At 45.1% G+C, this 17,468-nt stretch carries 20 protein-coding genes; 19 read left to right on the top strand and 1 reads right to left on the bottom strand.

Annotation, left to right across the window (positions count from 1 at the left end):
• From HDC92_RS22780 to HDC92_RS22710, 15 genes are all read left to right on the top strand, one after another.
• On the top strand, positions 1-513 hold the full coding sequence (locus HDC92_RS22780) for a hypothetical protein (RefSeq protein ID WP_183877235.1): 513 nt from the start codon (positions 1-3) through the stop codon (positions 511-513).
• Positions 500-1,933, top strand: coding sequence for a GspE/PulE family protein (locus tag HDC92_RS22775; RefSeq protein WP_183877234.1), 1,434 nt, complete (start codon positions 500-502; stop codon positions 1,931-1,933). The genes HDC92_RS22780 and HDC92_RS22775 overlap by 14 nt, the downstream gene beginning before the upstream one ends.
• Position 1,934: 1 nt before the next feature.
• Positions 1,935-3,902: a type II secretion system protein GspD gene (locus HDC92_RS22770; protein WP_183877233.1), complete on the top strand. Its 1,968-nt coding sequence runs from the start codon at positions 1,935-1,937 to the stop codon at positions 3,900-3,902.
• A gap of 13 nt (positions 3,903-3,915) precedes the next feature.
• On the top strand, positions 3,916-5,016 hold the full coding sequence (locus HDC92_RS22765; protein ID WP_183877232.1) for a hypothetical protein: 1,101 nt from the start codon (positions 3,916-3,918) through the stop codon (positions 5,014-5,016).
• Complete coding sequence (locus HDC92_RS22760; protein ID WP_183877231.1) at positions 5,006-5,530, top strand: hypothetical protein; 525 nt, start codon at positions 5,006-5,008, stop codon at positions 5,528-5,530. Before HDC92_RS22765 ends, HDC92_RS22760 begins: the two co-directional genes overlap by 11 nt.
• Positions 5,531-5,536: 6 nt before the next feature.
• Positions 5,537-6,502, top strand: a complete 966-nt coding sequence (locus HDC92_RS22755; RefSeq protein ID WP_183877230.1) for a hypothetical protein — start codon at positions 5,537-5,539, stop codon at positions 6,500-6,502.
• A gap of 3 nt (positions 6,503-6,505) precedes the next feature.
• Positions 6,506-7,015, top strand: coding sequence for a hypothetical protein (locus tag HDC92_RS22750; RefSeq protein ID WP_183877229.1), 510 nt, complete (start codon positions 6,506-6,508; stop codon positions 7,013-7,015).
• Entirely contained in the window at positions 7,012-7,542 is a 531-nt protein-coding gene (locus HDC92_RS22745) for a toxin-antitoxin system YwqK family antitoxin (RefSeq protein ID WP_183877228.1), read from the top strand. The genes HDC92_RS22750 and HDC92_RS22745 overlap by 4 nt, the downstream gene beginning before the upstream one ends.
• The gene (locus tag HDC92_RS22740; protein ID WP_183877227.1) at positions 7,539-8,798 is read left to right on the top strand and encodes a hypothetical protein; all 1,260 of its coding nucleotides are present in this window, start codon (positions 7,539-7,541) and stop codon (positions 8,796-8,798) included. The genes HDC92_RS22745 and HDC92_RS22740 overlap by 4 nt, the downstream gene beginning before the upstream one ends.
• A complete protein-coding gene (locus HDC92_RS22735) occupies positions 8,792-9,148 on the top strand; it encodes a hypothetical protein (RefSeq protein ID WP_183877226.1) in 357 nt (118 codons plus the stop codon). Before HDC92_RS22740 ends, HDC92_RS22735 begins: the two co-directional genes overlap by 7 nt.
• Positions 9,138-9,614 (top strand): type II secretion system protein J, encoded by a 477-nt coding sequence (locus tag HDC92_RS22730; RefSeq protein ID WP_183877225.1) that lies wholly within the window; start codon positions 9,138-9,140, stop codon positions 9,612-9,614. The genes HDC92_RS22735 and HDC92_RS22730 overlap by 11 nt, the downstream gene beginning before the upstream one ends.
• Before the next feature lie 3 nt (positions 9,615-9,617).
• Positions 9,618-10,775, top strand: coding sequence for a type II secretion system F family protein (locus HDC92_RS22725; protein WP_183877224.1), 1,158 nt, complete (start codon positions 9,618-9,620; stop codon positions 10,773-10,775).
• A 17-nt stretch (positions 10,776-10,792) separates the two neighbouring features.
• Positions 10,793-11,023 carry a hypothetical protein gene (locus tag HDC92_RS22720; RefSeq protein WP_183877223.1) on the top strand — a complete coding sequence of 77 codons (231 nt, stop codon included), beginning with the start codon at positions 10,793-10,795 and terminating at the stop codon, positions 11,021-11,023.
• A gap of 101 nt (positions 11,024-11,124) precedes the next feature.
• Entirely contained in the window at positions 11,125-11,343 is a 219-nt protein-coding gene (locus tag HDC92_RS22715) for a helix-turn-helix domain-containing protein (protein WP_012781277.1), read from the top strand.
• Between the two features lie 200 nt (positions 11,344-11,543).
• The gene (locus tag HDC92_RS22710) at positions 11,544-11,936 is read left to right on the top strand and encodes a hypothetical protein (RefSeq protein ID WP_183877222.1); all 393 of its coding nucleotides are present in this window, start codon (positions 11,544-11,546) and stop codon (positions 11,934-11,936) included.
• An 85-nt stretch (positions 11,937-12,021) separates the two neighbouring features.
• On the opposite strand, the gene ettA is transcribed toward HDC92_RS22710, so the two are convergent.
• Positions 12,022-13,698 carry an energy-dependent translational throttle protein EttA gene (gene ettA, locus HDC92_RS22705; protein WP_012781279.1) on the bottom strand — a complete coding sequence of 559 codons (1,677 nt, stop codon included), beginning with the start codon at positions 13,696-13,698 and terminating at the stop codon, positions 12,022-12,024.
• Between the two features lie 461 nt (positions 13,699-14,159).
• Here ettA and HDC92_RS22700 point away from each other — a divergent pair, with 461 nt between their 5' ends.
• The 4 genes from HDC92_RS22700 to HDC92_RS22685 form a co-directional block, all read left to right on the top strand.
• The gene (locus tag HDC92_RS22700; protein WP_183877221.1) at positions 14,160-15,014 is read left to right on the top strand and encodes a hypothetical protein; all 855 of its coding nucleotides are present in this window, start codon (positions 14,160-14,162) and stop codon (positions 15,012-15,014) included.
• 33 nt (positions 15,015-15,047) lie between these two features.
• Positions 15,048-15,362 carry a hypothetical protein gene (locus HDC92_RS22695; protein ID WP_183877220.1) on the top strand — a complete coding sequence of 105 codons (315 nt, stop codon included), beginning with the start codon at positions 15,048-15,050 and terminating at the stop codon, positions 15,360-15,362.
• A gap of 226 nt (positions 15,363-15,588) precedes the next feature.
• Positions 15,589-16,737, top strand: a complete 1,149-nt coding sequence (locus tag HDC92_RS22690) for a FecR family protein (protein WP_183877219.1) — start codon at positions 15,589-15,591, stop codon at positions 16,735-16,737.
• 18 nt (positions 16,738-16,755) lie between these two features.
• On the top strand, positions 16,756-17,468 hold a 713-nt coding region (locus tag HDC92_RS22685; RefSeq protein ID WP_183877218.1), incomplete at its 3' end, for a carboxypeptidase-like regulatory domain-containing protein.

Raw genomic sequence — 17,468 nt, 5'->3', positions numbered from 1 at the left:
TTGATAAGGCTCTTACTGCTGCTGATCTTATTGGTGATGGGCATCCAGGATATGAAATTCCGGGCCATTTCCTGGTACCTGTTTCCCGTACTGGCTATCGTTCTGTTGTTGCTTAACCCCTCGTTAAGCCTGCAAAACTGCTTGCTGAACATTGGCTTTGTTGCCTTTGTACTGGTACTGCTGACCGCTTGGTTTTCTTTAAAGCAGGGGAGCATGGTAAACCTTACCCGGCGGCATCTGGGTATGGGCGACATCCTGTTCCTGTTGTGCCTGGCCCTTTTCTTTTCGCCGGTCGATTTCTTTCTGTTCTACCTGTTCAGCCTGTTGCTGATCTGTATGGGTACCGGGGCATACCTGCTTTTGCGCAGGCCTGCAAATTTTACAATCCCACTAGCGGGGTTGCAGGGCTTTGTTTTGATCCTGCTTCTGCTGGCTTCCTGGATCTGGAAAACAGCACCGGGCAATGGCGATTTTTTACCTGATCTTTTATCAAATGTTTATGAAAGAGGTTAAACAGGAACTGAGCGTAAACCCTGCATTGATCCATGAGCTGACCATGGAACAGGCCTGGTATTACAGGATTTTTCCGGAAGAACTGCTGGCGGATACCTTATGCCTGTATTGTGAGGAGGGGGCAGATGTGGCCGCCTTAACAGATGAGCTGGAGGTTTTACTGGGCAGAACCATTGTTTTGCAAACGCTTGACCCGCTGGTAATGGCCAGGCTGCTGAACCAGTATTACATCAGGGAAGAGCAGCAGACCAGCATCGGCAACCTGACGCATGACCATGCTTCTGATGATTTCCTGGAAAACCTGATTGCTGAGGCCAAGCGTTTAAAAAGCAGTGACATCCATATTGAAACTTACGAAGAAAAATGCAGGGTGCGGATCCGGATTGACGGGATGTTGATTGAGCGTTACCTGTTGAGCCGCCTGGAATACCCGGCCATCATTAACCGGATCAAGATTCTGGCTAACCTGGACATTGCAGAGAAAAGACTGCCGCAGGATGGCAGGATCAACTTTAAGACTGCCCAGCACCAGTTTGACATCAGGGTATCGGTGCTGCCCACGCTTTATGGCGAAAAGGTGGTGCTCCGCTTATTGAACAATGATGCCACCAATATAGACCTGTATACCCTTGGCTTTGCTGAAGGGGATCTGAACAATTACCTGGAAGGGGTAAAAAGGCCCAATGGCATTGTACTGATCAGCGGGCCAACAGGCTCTGGTAAAACCACCACCCTGTATGCTACATTGAAACTGCTGAACAAGAACACCAGGAACATCCTGACCATTGAAGATCCCATTGAATATACGCTGGACGGCATTAACCAGGTACAGCTGAAAGAGAACATAGGCCTGACCTTTGCTGCGGCACTCCGCACTTTTTTAAGGCAGGACCCGGATGTGATCATGGTTGGGGAGATCCGCGATCCGGAAACGGCCAATATGGCCATACGCGCTGCATTAACGGGCCACCTGGTGCTTTCTACCATCCATACCAACTCGGCCTGGGGCACCATATCGCGTTTGATGGATATGGGCATTCCACCTTTTTTGGTGGCCAATACGCTGAACACCTCGGTAGCGCAGCGCCTGGTGCGCCTGCTTTGTCCGCATTGTAAAACCCAAAACAGCATGGAACACAGCCTGTACCCTAAAAGTTTTAACCCGCCCGAAAAGGTGGATGTGCATTGGATGGCAAAGGGCTGCGACCAGTGCTATTTTACCGGTTATAAAGGCCGTAAGGCAGTATATGAAGTGATCCCGCTGGACCAGGAGCTGGCCTTCCAGATCAAGGCAGGTAACCAGCAGCCTGAGGCCTTATTAAAGGAACGGGGAATTTATACCATTGGTGAAAATGCTTTTGCGCTGTTTGCCCATGGCCATACCTCATTAGAAGAAGTTTACCCGCTATTGTATAATTAACATGAAGAAATCGATTTTTAAACCCTTATTCGTGCTGTTGTTTTTGTGTGTATCGTTATTGGCACAGAAACCGGTTTTTGGACAACAAAGTCAGCAGGAGCGGATGGAAACCCTGGAGAAAAAACTGGTGGGACTTTCGGCCTTTGTACCTGGCTTAAAGCAAAAGGTGCAGCTGGGGCTGTCGGGTGCCTCCATTCAGGAGTTTTTAAGGGCGGTGGCCCAGGCCAATCAGCTCAACATCAATGTAGATCCGATGCTAAACATCAAGGTGTCGAACAATTTTACCAATGAGAATGCCTTGAATGTGCTGCTTTTCCTGGCCAAAAATTATAGCCTGGAAGTGAACGTGATCGGTTCTATCATTACGGTTGGGCCCTATAACCCGCCGGTGATCAAAGCCCCTTATGTGCCAAAAGTAATTGCCCTGAAATACAATGCGGCTGCAAATACCCTATCGATGGAACTCAGCAGCGACAGCCTGGTGCTGGTGGCCCGTAAGATCAGCCAGCTTTCGGGAAAAAACATTGTGGTGCCGGTAAGTTTAAACAGCAAACTGGTGAGCGGCTTTTTTAACGAGGCCCCACTGGAGACGGCCCTGGAAAAACTGGCCTTTGCCAATGAGCTGAAGCTGACGAGGACCAGCGACAATGTATATGTTTTTCAGGCCCTGGAGGAAGGGGAAGAAGTTTTTATCAATGCAGATAAGGACACTGACATCAGGAAGAACCTGAAACCAACCGCCGGGGCCGGGGCTGCTAAGGGCACGTTTAATGTTTCAGGAAAAAGCGATAAGAACATTAAAAGTGGTAAGCTGCTGACCATTGATGCCATCAATATCCCGATCATAGACCTGGTGAAATCGGCCGCTAACGAGACGAATATCAACTTTTTCCTGTATTCGGAACTGAAAGGGAACATCAGCACCAAGGTGAACAACATTACCTTCGATAATTTTTTGACGGCGATGTTTAACGGAACGGACTATACCTATAAAGTGGATAATGGGGTGTACCTGATTGGCGACAGGAAACTGGAGGGGCTGCGCAAGAACAAAGTACTGCAATTGCAGTACCGGTCTGTAGATACGATCATGAACATGATCCCTATGGAATGGAAAAAGGGGGTGGACATTAAGGAGTTTAAGGAGCAGAACACCTTGCTGCTTTCCGGTTCGGCCCCGCAACTTGCGGAAATTGAGACCTACATCAGGGAGCTGGATAAACTGGTGCCGATGGTGCTGATTGAAGTGACCCTGCTGGATATCAGGAAAGGGCATACCACCAAGACCGGCATAGAAGCCGGACTGGCAGATTCGGTGGTGCGGACCAGGGGTACTGTGCTGTCGGGTGTGGACATGACACTTGGGGCAGGTTCTATCAATAACCTGCTCGGAAAAATTGGCTCCAACAGTGTATTTAATATCGGGAAGGTAACCCCCAACTTTTACGTGAAACTAAATGCACTGGAAGCCAACAACAATATCGAGATCAGGCAGGTGCCCAAACTGGCCACCCTGAATGGTCATACGGCCAATTTAAGTATAGGCACCACCCGGTATTACGTGACCAAAACGCAGAACGTGTTTTCATCGGTTAATACCCAAACGGTATTTACCGAACAGTTTAACAAGGTGGATGCCAACCTGGCCATTGGCATTAGTCCCGTGGTTTCGGGTGATGACCAGGTGACCCTAAAGATTAAGGTAGAGATATCTGACTTTATTGGTACGCCGCCCGCAAATGCACCGCCACCGACATCGACCAGTAAGTTTGAGTCGATTATCCGAGCACATAACGAGGATATGATTGTACTGGGTGGTATGGAAAGGTCGGAAAAATCGGATAGTGGAAGTGGCGTACCCCTGCTGTCGCGTATACCGGTCCTGAAATGGATATTTAGCAGCAGGGAGCAAACGAAATCGAAGGTAGTAACGCTGGTCTTTATTAAACCGACCATAATTTATCAATAATATGCTGAAGGCCATGATACAGGATTTAATGAGGCTGAGCACCCTTACCGGTGTGCAGGTACATACGGAGAAGGATGGGCAAAAGCTGATACATGCCTGTACCCTTAAGCTAAGCAAAGCGCAGCTGGCTTTTGAGCACCAGGACAAAGGCCTGAAAAGTGTAGTGCACTTTGCCAAAAATTTTAAGCCTGGTCCGCTTGCAATTGTGCTGACGGGAAAGGGCATCATCACTAAAAAAATTGATAAGGTACAGGGCCTGGACCCGCAGGTGCTGAACCAGGTATTGCCGAATGCGAATCCGGATCATTTTTATCTGCAGCATTATAGCAATGAGGAGTATTCATTTATCTCGGCCATCAGGCGTAATGAGGCCGATGAGCTGATGGCCGCTTTCAGGGAACAGGGATTTATGGTGTTGTCGCTCAGTTTGGATGCTTTTGTATTGGATGATGCGATGGAACTGAAAGAGGGGCAGCTGGAAGAGGAATTGTTGCCTGCCTACGCCGCGGCTTTTCAGGTGCTGCTGGGCGGAACGGAAGGAACCTATGTAGCGGTGGAGCAGCTGAGGGTTAACCGGGCGCAGGCTTTTGCCAGGGCAAAACTAAAAGGGATAGGCCTGCTGGCCGGACTGGTGTTAATGGTTTTGCTGCTGCTGAATTTTGTAGGGTACAGCTATTACAGCGAGCAGGTTAAGCTGCTTTCGGCTGCCAGTAACAGCAGTACTGCAGAAATAGGAAAATTGAGAGGCCAGGAAAAGGAGATCGGTAAAAAAACGGAATTGATTAAGGCTGCCGGCTGGACTGGTGGCTTAAATTATGCTTACCTGTGCGATGCACTGATGGCCTGTATGCCAGCTAAAATGAGTTTGCAGGAATTTAGCATTAACCCAGCCGATGAGGAGTTGAGCAGGGCCAGGCATGAAATGGTGTACCAGAACAGGCAGGTAAAGGTGAGAGGGGCCTGCAGGGATGCCAGCATGCTGAACAACTGGATTTTTGCCATCAGGGCGAAAGACTGGGTGGAAGGCTGTAAAATATTGAATTATGCGATTAACCCCGATGATGGCAGCGGATCTTTTGCCATCGCCGTTCAACTGAAAGCCCATGAAGAATAAGACCCTGGATTATACCCTGGTACTAAAGCTGGTGATACCTCTGATGCTTTTGCTGCTGCTGGCCAGTTACCAGCTGGCTTTTAAAAGGACCTGGGAAAGCTACCGGACGTATACTTTACTGAAGGAGCAGGGCCTGGGTACAGATCGGCTGAGCGTGAGCCCGGTTTATACCCTGGCACGCATTAAAAAAGTGGATGAGCTATACCGGCGCTTTAGAGTGGATACCCTGGCCTGGAAAAATACCTTATGGAACAGCGCAGCAGGTTTGGCGCAGAAATATGCCTGTACGATAAATGCCTATCCACCAGTGAAAACGGTGTTGTACAACCAGCAGCAGTTTTACAGGCAGGCTATGGGGTTTAACGGCGAATTTGGAAACCTGCAGCAGCTGCTGCATGAGTTGAGTTATTTAAAAAATATAGGCATGCTGAGCGGGATCACTTATGTGAAAAAGCCCAGGGAAAAGCAACTGCTGCTGAATGTAGAACTACTGGCACTGCCGGACAAAGATTAAATGTATATGAAGAGAAGAACAAAATTTTGCGCTGCTGCGCCCATGCTGCTGATCATGCTTTTGATGGGGATGGTCATGTCCTGTAAAGATTTCATAGAACCTTCGCTGGAAAAACGTAAGGTAGTATTGCTGGCCCCTGCAGATGGCGCTGAATCTGGAAAGTACCAGGTAGGTTTTTGGTGGGAACCGGTTGAGGATGCACTGTATTACCGGCTGCAGCTGGTAACGCCAGATTTTGCCGGTGCGAGTTCGATGGTTGCAGATACGCTGATGAATGGTTTAAACAAGATCAGCTTAACGCTTGACCCCGGCCGGTACCAGTGGCGGGTAAGGGCTGAAAACGGGAGCAGCCATACCGCTTATACCAGTGCTGGCTTTATCATCCATGAATCTTCTGTTGAAGAGCAGAAGGTGATACTCAGTTTGCCGGGAAGCGGTTACCTGAGTAACCAGGAAACGGTGCAGCTGAAATGGAATGCCCTGTTTGGTGCGGAACAGTATCGGTTGCAGATTGATACGGAGAATTTTGGGGATGAGGCAAAAATGGTTTACAATGGTACCTCGGCCGGTCTTTCTTACAGCTTTACTTTTCCGAAAGAGGGCTTGTTTAAATGGCGGGTAAGGGCAGAAAACGCTACGGTGCAATCGAAATGGTCGGACATATTCAACCTCAGTTATGACATTAGCCCCCCGGGCAAAGTAACGATTGTTGGCCCTGCAAACGGGCTTGTGGTAACTAAGCCGGTTACACTGCAATGGACGGCTGTAGCCACGGCTAAAAAGTATAAGTTATATGTGTTTAAAAATGATAAGACGGTATACAGTTCCGGTTTCCCGGCGTTGGTGAGTGGTACCAGCTATGTGTTTAACCTGGGCGAACCGGGTGAAAAGGTTTACTGGCGTGTTTCGGCGGTTGATGAGGCAGGTAATGAGGGGGCCTTGAGTGATGAAATGAACTTTAGCATTCAGTAAGGTATGAAGCACAAAAAGGCATTGCTGTATTTACTGGGGTTTTTGGTGATCTGCATCTGGGGCATCATCATTATGCGGGTTTATGCTGCAGTTGGAACAGATAAAGCGCTTTTGCCGGCGTTAAATATTACCGGGGGTACAATAAAAACCCATGTGCCTGTGTTGCAGCCGGATACTTTTCAGTTGCAGCTGGGCTATGCTGATCCCTTTAAAGAACTGGAAACCGAAGGTCAGCAGTCTGCCGTTTCTGTTGCTCAGGTTGCAACAGAAACGGTGCAGCCCATCAGGCCGGTGCCTGCAGCGCCAATGCTTAAGCCGGTAAACACCAGATACCTGGGCTATGTATGGAATGCAGGGAACAGGAAAAAGGTGGCCATTATGAACCAGAATGGCAGGGAACTGATGCTGGAAGAGGGCGGGCTGATCGATGAGCTGCAACTGATCAGCATCAGCAGCGATTCTGTTAAAGTGAAGTATAAAGGTAAAACGAGTTTTATAAGGATAAATAAATGATGAAGGTAAACAGAATTTTAACAATTGGCTTGCTGGTATTTTCGGCCTGTAAACCACAGGAGCTGAGCCTGATTGGTAACCTTGGCCGTAAGGTAAGGGTAAGTACTGCCGATGGTTTTATTTATGCAGAACTGGCAAATGCGGAGGATAAGATATTTACGGCCAGTAATAAAGTGTATGCCTGGTATGGTAAAGGATTGATACACAGTAGTCAGGGTGATTATTCGGGTAAACTGCTGCATGGGCAATACATAGCTTATTATGCAGTAAACAAACAATTGAAGGAAAAAGGGGAGTATGCCTATGGACTGAAAAACGGGAAATGGCTGATGTGGCAGCCTGACGGGACTTTGCTGGAAACGCAGCACTGGTATAGGGGCTTAAAAAATGGCCCTACCCTGCGGTATGACAGCTTAGGTAAGCTAAAAGAAAAAGTAAGGTACAACAATGGGAAGCTGCTGGAAAAGAAAAAAGGGACAAGCCTGTTGGTGCGTTTAAAGAAAATGCTGAAAGGGAAAAAGAAATGATCCGGTCTTCTGCGTTATACATTTCTTTGATCTTATCGATGCTGATTGTGCTGGTCTGCGGATCGGTATTGCTGATCGGCTATACCTACAGGATGGAAAATAAGAAGCTGGAACGCAGGGATAAGCTGGAGCAAAACCTGGAATCGGGATTGACCGTAGTGCTGCAGGCCGATTTTAATACAGATACTTTGGCAAAAATGAGTTTATATGGCCTGGACGATGACAGTGTATTGCTGGATAAACAAGCCTGGGGGATTTATGAAATGGGGCTGGTGAAGGCCTGGATAGGCAGGGATACCTTACAAAAGGCTTTTTTAATTGGCGCCGGGGTAAAGGACACATTAAAGGTGCTGTACCTGTGCGACGAGGACAGACCGCTGTCCATCAGTGGTAAATCTTTGATCAGGGGAACAGCATACCTGCCCAAATCGGGCATAAAGGCCGCTTATGTTGAAAATGCAACTTATGCCGATAAAACCCTGGTTTATGGCAGCATAAAAGACAGTGGGCGGTTACTGCCGGAACCTGATGGAGGTTTTTTGCAACAGGCTGTTGATTTACTGGCTGTGCTGGACCATAAGGAGCTGCCGGCCGAAGAAATGAATGGGCCGGATAAGGACAGTACGTTAAACTCTTTTTATGCACAGGTAAAAAGGGTTTATATGGGGGAGGCGCATGCCGCGCTTTCAGGTTATAAGGCCAGGGGCAAGGTGATGATCTTTGCAGACAGCGCTATTGTGATTGATGAAAGTACCAGTTTAGACCAGGTGATCCTGGTAGCGCCTTATGTACAGATCAAAGATGGCTTTAAAGGAAAGCTGCAGGTATTTGCCAGCGATTCTATCCGGGTGGGTAATAGGGTGCAGCTTGACTATCCTTCGGCATTGCTGGTATTAAAAAATGATACGGCAAAATTTCAGGTAAGGATAGACATTGGCAAAGACTGTAAGGTTGAAGGGGTTTTGTTTGCCTACGAAAAGGAGCGGAGTCAGCTGATGCCCGTGATTGCCCTTGGCGAAGGTTCAGTGGTTAAAGGCGAGATCTATGTAAAAGGATATTTGAACCTGGCTAAAGGCGCTGCTGTTCAAGGTTCTGTTGAACTGATCCGTTTTATGGCCAGGACCAGCAGCTCGCTGTATGAAAACTACCTGATCGATGTGCAGCTGAACAGGCCTGCACGTTCAGGGTATTACCTGAGCTCGAAATTGTTTAACGGCCAGGCCGATCAGAATAAAGTATTGTGCTGGCTATGGTAAGGGGAAGAAAATTGAACGGCTCATCCATCATAGAAACCATTGTTGCTGTGCTGATCCTGCTGTTGAGTTTTGCAGCTGGCATAAGTCTGTATAGCCAGGTGATGCTGAGCACGTATTCGGACGTAAAACTGCGTGCCAGCCTGGAACAGGGTTTTGTAGCCGACAGCCTGATCAGTGCCGGTGTGTTTGAAGACCAGGTATTACAAAGAGGGGAACTGCATTTTGAGCTGGGTTATAAACCTGTTGAACGATACCCGGGGCTGCTGCTGATGCAGCTGCAGTGTTACGATCTGTCGGGCACTAAATTATCGGAGTTGAGACGTATGATCAGGAGGGACGATGGGCAGTAAGGTTAAGGCTTTTACCCTGTTTGAGCTGGTGTTGAGCATGCTGCTGGCTACTATAGTTATTGGCATGGCCTACTATGCCAGTTCCATTTTTATGCGCCTGCAAGAGGGCTACAGCAAAACCAACCTGGTGCAGGCAGAACTGGTGCAGTTTAAAAAGGTGATGGCTAAAGATGTGGAAAGGGCTGCCAGCCTGGAGCTTTCAGAAGGAGAATTGCTACTGGAGGATCTGAAAGGGGGGCTGCTGATAAGCTATGAACTGGGAAAGGACCGGGTACTGCGTAAGGCTATACTGTTGGATACTTTTAAGCTAAAAGATTTAAAGGTACAGGGAAGTTTTGAGGGGCAGGTACAGGAATCGGGTTTAGCTGACCTTTTGGTTTTCAGTTTCAGCCATGCGGATGAGCCGGCCTTGTTCCAGGTGAAGAAGCAGTATTCGGCAGAGGAGCTATTTCAACTAAAAAAATAAATTATGGTCAGGGTAGACATTTCAAAATATCAGCAGCGCAGTAAGACCTTGAAAAAGGAAGTGCCCAAACCTGGTTTTTCCTTGGGCGAAATGCTTTCCAAAGACATCAGTATTGGTTCGGGCAGGTTATCGGACAAGAAGAAGGACGGTTTCTTTTTTGAATTGAGCACGTTGCTGCAATCGGGCATTGATTTGAAAAACAGCCTGGACCTGATGACGCTGGAACATATTAAGGGGACAAAAGATAAACATACGGAGCTCATCAGGCAGATTAAGGAGAAGGTTATTGCGGGGCAATCCATGGCTTTGGCGGTGCAAAGTTCGGGCAAGTTTTCGGACTATGATTTTTTTAGTATACAGATAGGGGAAGAGACGGGCAACCTGGCCGAAGTGATGAAAGACCTGGCGGTATACTATCGCCGTAAGATTGCCCAGCACAGAAAGATTGTGGGGGCGCTTACTTATCCGCTGATCGTACTGGGCACTTCGGCCGGAGCGGTATTTTTTATGCTGCGTTTTGTAGTACCTATGTTTAGTGATGTGTTTAAGCGCTTTGGGGGCAAACTGCCCTGGATTACCCAGGTAGTGATCTCTTTTTCTGCTTTTGTGGAACGCTTTTTTATTCCTGGTTTCTTGCTGCTGGCGTTGCTGGCTTACCTGGTTTACCGCAACAGGAACGGGTTGTTGTTTAGACGGGTTACCTCTGATCTGGTGTTGAAGATACCGGTGCTGGGCGAACTTGTGAAAAAGATTTACCTGGCCAGGTTTTGCAATACCATGCGTTTGCTGGTGAGCACCAGGATCCCCTTGCTCAGGGCCATTGCCATGGCCGGACAGACTATTGTGTTTTACCCCCTTGAGGTTTCTTTAAAGAAAGTAGAGCAGGGCATAATGGAAGGCAGGGCATTGCATGAATGCTTAAGCGATTTCAGCATTTATCCGCCCAAGCTGGTGCAGCTGATCAAAGTTGGTGAGGAGATCAATAAACTGGATTATTTTTTTGAAAGTATAGCCGGGCAATATGTAGACGAGATAGAGCACCAGACCAATACCCTGAGTAAACTGATAGAGCCATTGATCATTATTTTTTTAGGGCTGGTGGTAGGGTTTATCCTGGTGGCCATGTACCTGCCAATGTTTGAAATGAGTAACAGTTTTTAACGCTTAATATGAATGCTATGAAAGTAGATTTAAATCGGGTAATTACCATTGACGCCTTAATCAGGCAGAAAGCAACGGGCAGTCCTGACTGTTTAGCCGAACATTTGAACATTTCGAGACGTGCTTTGTTTGACACGCTGAATTTTATGAGGGTGCAGCTGGATGCCCCTATAGTTTACAGTAAGATTAGAAGGACATACACTTATCAGGAGCATGGGAGTTTTAGCTTTAAGTACAGGAAGCTATAGTTTAAAAAACATTATATAGATTACTTAAAATTTTAAGTACCTTTGCGGGGCCTGGGTAAAAATCTGGGTAATTAGAGCATTTTAATCAAATACTGCGCATTATGGATTTTATGAAACTGACCCTGGGCGAAAAGTTCAGGATGTTAAGGGAGCAGGCAGGCACTTCCGTAGAAGAAACGGCTGCATTGCTGAAGACTGCGGCAGGGACGTACAATAAAATTGAAACTGATTTTATTTATCCTACGGAAAGTATGTTAAATAAGGTAGCAAGGTTGTATGGGATAAGCTATGATGAACTGCTGAATGTAGGGGAAGGATAGTTAAGCGTTATCCAATTCCTTGATGATTATTCTATTATTAATCATTTGTCAAAAAAATGATGAAAAAAGAGGCAGAAAAATGAACCAAATGGTATAAAATTATGTTAAAAAATTATAAGATCACAATAGCTTCATCACAAATGAAATAACAATAAAAAAACAGATGAAAAAGGATGTTATATTAGTGCCAAACAAAAAAAATGAGTAACCAAAACAGCCCTGTTGTCGAAAATCACCTTGTACGTATTGGCGTGTTGTTGATTGACATGCAAAGGGATTTAATATTTGAGATAGATAATGAGCAGCTCGTATTTTTGGAGTGTGAATTTATCAGAATACAGGAAGCCGTTACCCAAATATGGGCCGAAAAGCCAATTGGCCTTTCTTATTTTCTGTCATTTCATCTGGCAGAAGCCAGAAGACTGAAAAATCAGATCAAAATTAAAGAACTGCTTAAAAACAAACCGGAAATGACAGATACTGCTATTTTTAGGTTAAATGTTTATACCTTGTTAAGGTATAGCCTGAATGATCTGATCCGTTTGCTGAACAAATTGATAAAAGGAGAGGGGATTCATTTGAAAATAGACTGATGCTTTAAGAGACTAAAGACATAAGGATCAAAAAGGGCTTGCTAAATTTAATTGGCAAGCCCTTTTTAATAGTAATGGTATGGTATTATACCAGTTTTTTATACCTGATGCGATGTGGGGTTACATCGCCCAGACGTTTCTTGCGGTTCTCCTCATAATCGCTGTAGTTTCCTTCAAAAAAGTAAACCTGTGATTCACCCTCAAAAGCGAGAATGTGTGTACAGATACGGTCTAAGAACCAGCGGTCGTGACTAATTACTACTGCACAGCCACCAAAGTTTTCCAGTGCTTCTTCCAGCGAACGTAATGTATTTACATCGATATCATTGGTAGGCTCATCCAGCAGTAATACATTTGCCCCCCTTTTTAAGGTAATGGCCAGGTGTACGCGGTTACGCTCTCCACCGGATAATATTCCTACTTTTTTCTGTTGGTCGCCACCATTGAAATTGAACTTGGATACGTAAGCTCTGCCGTTTACCGCTTTGTTGCCCAACTGGATATTATCAAGTCCGTCTGTGATGTTCTCATAAACAGTTTTATTGGGGTCAAGATCGTTGTGCATCTGGTCTACATAGCCCAATGCAACTGTTTCACCCACGCGGAAAGTGCCGCTATCGGGAGTTTCCTGTTCGGTAATTAATCTGAATAAGGTAGTTTTACCGGCACCATTTGGACCAATGATACCTACGATACCTGCAGGAGGCAAAGAAAAGCTCAGGTTTTCAAACAAGATCTTATCGCCATAGGCTTTGGTTACATTATTGGCTTCGATTACGACGTTACCCAGTCTTGGACCTGCAGGGATAAACAGTTCCAGTTTGTCTTCCCTTTCTTTGGAGTCTTCTGAAGCCAGCTTGTCGTAATTGGATAAACGGGCCTTAGACTTTGCATGTCTGGCTTTTGGTGCCATACGTACCCATTCCAGTTCACGTTCCAGCGTTTTCTGGCGTTTGCTTTCTGTTTTTTCTTCCTGGGCCAGGCGCTTGGCTTTTTGGTCTAACCAGGAAGAGTAATTTCCTTTCCAGGGAATGCCTTCGCCTCTGTCGAGCTCAAGGATCCATCCGGCAACATTATCCAGGAAGTACCTGTCGTGTGTTACTGCAATAACAGTTCCTTTATAATTTTTCAGGAATTGTTCCAGCCAGTCGATGCTTTCTGCATCCAGGTGGTTGGTAGGCTCATCCAGTAATAATACATCCGGTTCCTGGAGCAGCAGGCGGCACATGGCCACACGGCGGCGTTCACCTCCTGATAATACCGCAATTTTGGTTTCAGGGTCCGGGCAGCGTAATGCGTCCATGGCACGTTCCAGTTTGGCATCTAACTCCCAGGCGTTCACTGCATCTATTTTATCTTGCAGTTCGCCCTGGCGGGCCATTAATTTATCCATCTTATCGGGATCGGAATAATTTTCTTCTAAGCCGAATGCTTCATTGACTTCCTCATATTCTTTCAGGATCGCTGTTATTTCGGCAACGCCTTCTTCTACAACCTCCCTTACAGTTTTATTTTCATCCAGTTCTGGTTCCTGGGCCAGATAGCCAACGGTATAACCTGGAGAGAAAACAACTTCTCCCTGGAAGGATTTATCCAACCCGGCTATAATTTTTAAAAGAGAAGATTTACCGGATCCGTTTAAGCCGATTACGCCAATTTTGGCGCCGTAAAAAAAGGAAAGATAAATGTTCTTTAAAACTTGTTTCTGTGGTGGGTAAATCTTATTTACCCCTGCCATCGAAAATATAATCTTTTCGTCCATGCTAGGTATTTCGTGTAATTAAGGCAAAGATAGCAAAGGTAATGGAAACTCATATTGCTTATGATTTTACTGCCGGCAACGTAAACGTTAATACAATTCGCGTGCTGGTTTCAAATCTATTTTAAAACCACCTACTACCAGGGTAGTAGATTAACTGTTTTATTAATACATAGCTTAAGATTAATGAATAGGAAAGAAGCGCAAGGGTCATTTGACGGGTATGGAGCAAATACTGTTGCTGCTAACTTTTGCTTGCCAAAATGGGTGTACAAGTACGCGTATAGAGGAGATTATTTATCACCTGGCCATCCAGGATATGACAAGGCAAGTAGGGTACGGTAATGGACTTACCAATAACCATAGCAAACCACTTTATTACTTTTTGAGAAGTATTGCATGCTTCATTTATGATGCAGATCAATAATGGATAAGAAACAATTAAATAGATTAATATAAACCAAATGAAAAAACTAATTTTAAAATCATATGCTTATCGCAAAGTAGATATTCAGCCTCGCAGATCTTCTTCTTCTGTATTCAGTTTAGTTGTGATGTGCTTAACGGTAGTTGTTTTATCCCTGTCTTCCTGTGAGCAAGACAAAGAATCACATAGAGACCTAATCCCATCTGACGTTTCCGGAAAGGTAGCTGAAATTGCTTCCGCTCAACCGTTGCCTGGTGGTAAAGCAAGGTTTACCTGGGTAAATGGCAACTTTGATACAAACGGTTATACATGGGAACGAATAGTGAATCTTGAATTTAATGCGTCAGCAGGTACTGTAAATGCAACGTTGTATAACTGGCAAAGCGACGTTAAATTTGGTAAAACAGCTTTTAATTCTCATAGGTGCACTTTTGATGGAGTGACCAAAACCTGCCCCACATGGTCGCCGACCGGCTGGATTGTTGGAGGAAGTGTAAATCCATATAGAAGCTGGTCAGGTACATACGTATATAATGTAACCAATGGCCGTCTGGATATTTCCTGGACTACTGGCGCTATAGCAACTGAGAGTTGGACAATAACCAACCCAACACCAACCATTGCAAGGGCTTCGCTAATAACATCCAGTTACACACTTACCCATGGTCGTGGCTATGGAAGCAATGCTTCATGGAGTACTTATAAAAATATGGGTGAAATTTACACCTTTGCTCAGGCCCTTACTATTCCAACCTTTAAAAGTACTACCAGTAAAAGGGTAGCGGCAAGCGGTGCTACAGGAACAGCAACGCCTGTTATAACAGCTGGAACAGGATTCAATGGATGGGCTAAAACTTCTCTTAATCTTCAATCATTTACTAGTCCTTCTTGACCAACTCCAACAAACAGCTTGCATGTTTGGGATATGGGTTCAACTGCATGTACACCGTCTGCCTGCAGTTCAACTCCTCATCCCGGAGCAACCGGTATTATATATCATTTATCTAGCAATAATGACTCTAGACAATTGGCTTATACTAACAACTGTGCCTGCTTGTCTACCGCTTCTGAATTCCCTTGTTATCCAAGAAATCTTCATCCTTCTGCACTTATGCAGATCATCGATGACAATGGGGATCTTGTAGCTTTAGTAGGTATTGAAGCTCAAAATCCAGTGACAGGAGATAGTGGTAATCCAGCTTATCAATTTCATTTGTGGGATTTTAATAACATCCCCTGATTATTTAGCAATATTCATCTTGCAATAAAAATCCAGAGACTTGTAGTGTCTGGATTTCTTAGTAAGCAAAGATAGCAATGCTTATGGGAATTCATATTGGTTATGAATTTCGTACCGGCGACGTAAACGTAAATACAATTCGTATATTGTTCCGAATTTATTTTAAAACCATCTACTACCTGGGCACATGTTAACTGTTATTTATTACTACACGACTTAATGATTAATGAATAGGAAAGAAGCGCAGGAGTTATTTGACAGGTATACAGCAAATTTATGTACTCCGGAAGAAAGAGCAATTGTAGAACGATGGTATGCTAAAGAGTCAGATTTGCAGCAATTACCGGAAGTTAAAGATGTAAGTGGGGCAAAAAATGAAATATGGGATGGTGTTTTGAAGCAGGCTGGTTTAGCTGAGCCAGCCCGGAAATCGCCATTAAGAATCTGGATCAGTTCTGCTGCTGCAGTGTTCATTTTAATGGCTGCAGGCTTCTACTTTTATATTTCGAAGTTTAGCCCGGCACCTTTAGGTAAACAGCAAACGATTACTGATGTGATGCCCGGCGGTGATAGAGCAGTACTGACGCTGGCTGATGGTTCGACTATTATTTTAGACCAGGCAAAAAAAGGCATACTTGCTAGTGAGGGCAATACATCGGTAAGTAAAACAGGCAATGGCCAGTTGAAGTATGATGTGCTGAAAAATGGACCTGGTACTAAAACTGCCGTTACCTACAATACAGTGAGCACACCAAAAGGTGGGCAATATCATGTCATTCTTCCGGATGGTACCGGCGTTTGGCTAAACGCCGTTTCATCTATAAAGTTTCCTACGTCATTTGCGAATAAAGAAAGAAATGTGGAGATTACAGGGGAAGCTTATTTTGAAGTAAAAGCAAATGCAGCTAGCCCTTTTATTGTAAAGGCCGGAGAAACCAATGTGCGGGTATTGGGTACTCATTTTAATGTGATGGCCTACGCAGATGAAGTGTCCGTAAATACTACTTTGCTGGAAGGCAGAGTTAAGGTTTTTGCAGGTAAAAATGTAAGTACAATTATGCCAGGACAGCAGGCTGTAACGGCAAAGGGTATGATCCATGTGGCCAATGTTGATGTTGAAGAGGCCATTGCCTGGAAAAATGGCTATTTTTACTTTAAAGATGCTGATGTGAAAACGGTGATGCGACAGATTTCAAGATGGTATGATGTAGATGTGGAATATAAAGGAACTGATTCTGAAACTGCATTTTCCGGAAAAATGCATAGAAATGTAAATATATCGAAGGTGCTTGAAATGTTGAGCTATTTTAAAATTGATTATAAAATAATAGATTCTAGATTTCATAAAGGTAAAAAGACCATAGTGATTAACTAAAATATTCTCTCCCTGGTTATGAAATTAATAACGTTATTGATAACCATAGCTTTTATTCATATCAGTATCAAAGGATACGGTCAGATTACGCTGAACCAGAAAAATGCAGCACTGGGAAAAATATTTCAGACGATTGAAAAGCAAACGGGTTATGTGTTTTTGTATACAGATAAAGAGCTGACCAGGATAAAGATTGATATACAGGTAAAAAATGCGCCGATTGAGGTAACGCTGAAGGAATGCTTCAAAAACCTGCCTTATACCTTTAAGATCGTTGAAAACAATATCCTGCTTAAAAAAGAGGATGACATTGTCGTATTGCCTGAAACAGCTGCTGCCGGATCGGAGATCCAATTACAGGGAACGGTGAGTGATGATAAAGGTGCGGCCCTGCCTGGCGCAACGATAAGGGTGGAGCACAGCAGCATTGGCACAATTGCCGGTTTAGACGGTACATTTACCCTCCAGGTTCCGGATGCGAAAGTGATGCTGATTTTTTCGTATGTGGGTTTTGTGACAAAAAAAGTAAGACTTAACGGACTGGCCAGAATGGAGGTGAGCCTGACGGAGGATGCGGCTGCTTTTGCAGAAATCCAGGTGGTGGGTTATGGTATTCAGAAAAGAGCCAATGTGGTAGGAGCCATTTCCAATATTAACATGAAGGAACTTAGAAAAGCAGCACCATCAAATTTGAGCAATGCGCTCGGGGGCCGTGTTCCTGGTATAATTAG

The organism is Pedobacter sp. AK017 (genome assembly GCF_014200825.1).
Taxonomy (GTDB): Bacteria; Bacteroidota; Bacteroidia; order Sphingobacteriales; family Sphingobacteriaceae; genus Pedobacter; species Pedobacter heparinus.
The sequence above is the reverse complement of the archived record's forward strand: the minus strand, read 5'-3'. Positions and strand labels throughout refer to the sequence as shown.

Excerpts from the sequence above, each read along its gene's own strand:
- HDC92_RS22775 (WP_183877234.1), top strand. The coding sequence starts at position 500 with ATGAAAGAGGTTAAACAGGAACTGAGCGTAAACCCTGCATTGATCCAT.
- HDC92_RS22770 (WP_183877233.1), top strand. The coding sequence starts at position 1,935 with ATGAAGAAATCGATTTTTAAACCCTTATTCGTGCTGTTGTTTTTGTGT.
- HDC92_RS22765 (WP_183877232.1), top strand. The coding sequence starts at position 3,916 with ATGATACAGGATTTAATGAGGCTGAGCACCCTTACCGGTGTGCAGGTA.
- HDC92_RS22760 (WP_183877231.1), top strand. The coding sequence starts at position 5,006 with ATGAAGAATAAGACCCTGGATTATACCCTGGTACTAAAGCTGGTGATA.
- HDC92_RS22755 (WP_183877230.1), top strand. The coding sequence starts at position 5,537 with ATGAAGAGAAGAACAAAATTTTGCGCTGCTGCGCCCATGCTGCTGATC.
- HDC92_RS22750 (WP_183877229.1), top strand. The coding sequence starts at position 6,506 with ATGAAGCACAAAAAGGCATTGCTGTATTTACTGGGGTTTTTGGTGATC.
- HDC92_RS22745 (WP_183877228.1), top strand. The coding sequence starts at position 7,012 with ATGATGAAGGTAAACAGAATTTTAACAATTGGCTTGCTGGTATTTTCG.
- HDC92_RS22740 (WP_183877227.1), top strand. The coding sequence starts at position 7,539 with ATGATCCGGTCTTCTGCGTTATACATTTCTTTGATCTTATCGATGCTG.
- HDC92_RS22735 (WP_183877226.1), top strand. The coding sequence starts at position 8,792 with ATGGTAAGGGGAAGAAAATTGAACGGCTCATCCATCATAGAAACCATT.
- HDC92_RS22730 (WP_183877225.1), top strand. The coding sequence starts at position 9,138 with ATGGGCAGTAAGGTTAAGGCTTTTACCCTGTTTGAGCTGGTGTTGAGC.
- HDC92_RS22725 (WP_183877224.1), top strand. The coding sequence starts at position 9,618 with ATGGTCAGGGTAGACATTTCAAAATATCAGCAGCGCAGTAAGACCTTG.
- HDC92_RS22720 (WP_183877223.1), top strand. The coding sequence starts at position 10,793 with ATGAAAGTAGATTTAAATCGGGTAATTACCATTGACGCCTTAATCAGG.
- HDC92_RS22715 (WP_012781277.1), top strand. The coding sequence starts at position 11,125 with ATGGATTTTATGAAACTGACCCTGGGCGAAAAGTTCAGGATGTTAAGG.
- HDC92_RS22710 (WP_183877222.1), top strand. The coding sequence starts at position 11,544 with ATGAGTAACCAAAACAGCCCTGTTGTCGAAAATCACCTTGTACGTATT.
- ettA (WP_012781279.1), bottom strand. The coding sequence starts at position 13,698 with ATGGACGAAAAGATTATATTTTCGATGGCAGGGGTAAATAAGATTTAC.
- HDC92_RS22700 (WP_183877221.1), top strand. The coding sequence starts at position 14,160 with ATGAAAAAACTAATTTTAAAATCATATGCTTATCGCAAAGTAGATATT.
- HDC92_RS22695 (WP_183877220.1), top strand. The coding sequence starts at position 15,048 with ATGGGTTCAACTGCATGTACACCGTCTGCCTGCAGTTCAACTCCTCAT.
- HDC92_RS22690 (WP_183877219.1), top strand. The coding sequence starts at position 15,589 with ATGAATAGGAAAGAAGCGCAGGAGTTATTTGACAGGTATACAGCAAAT.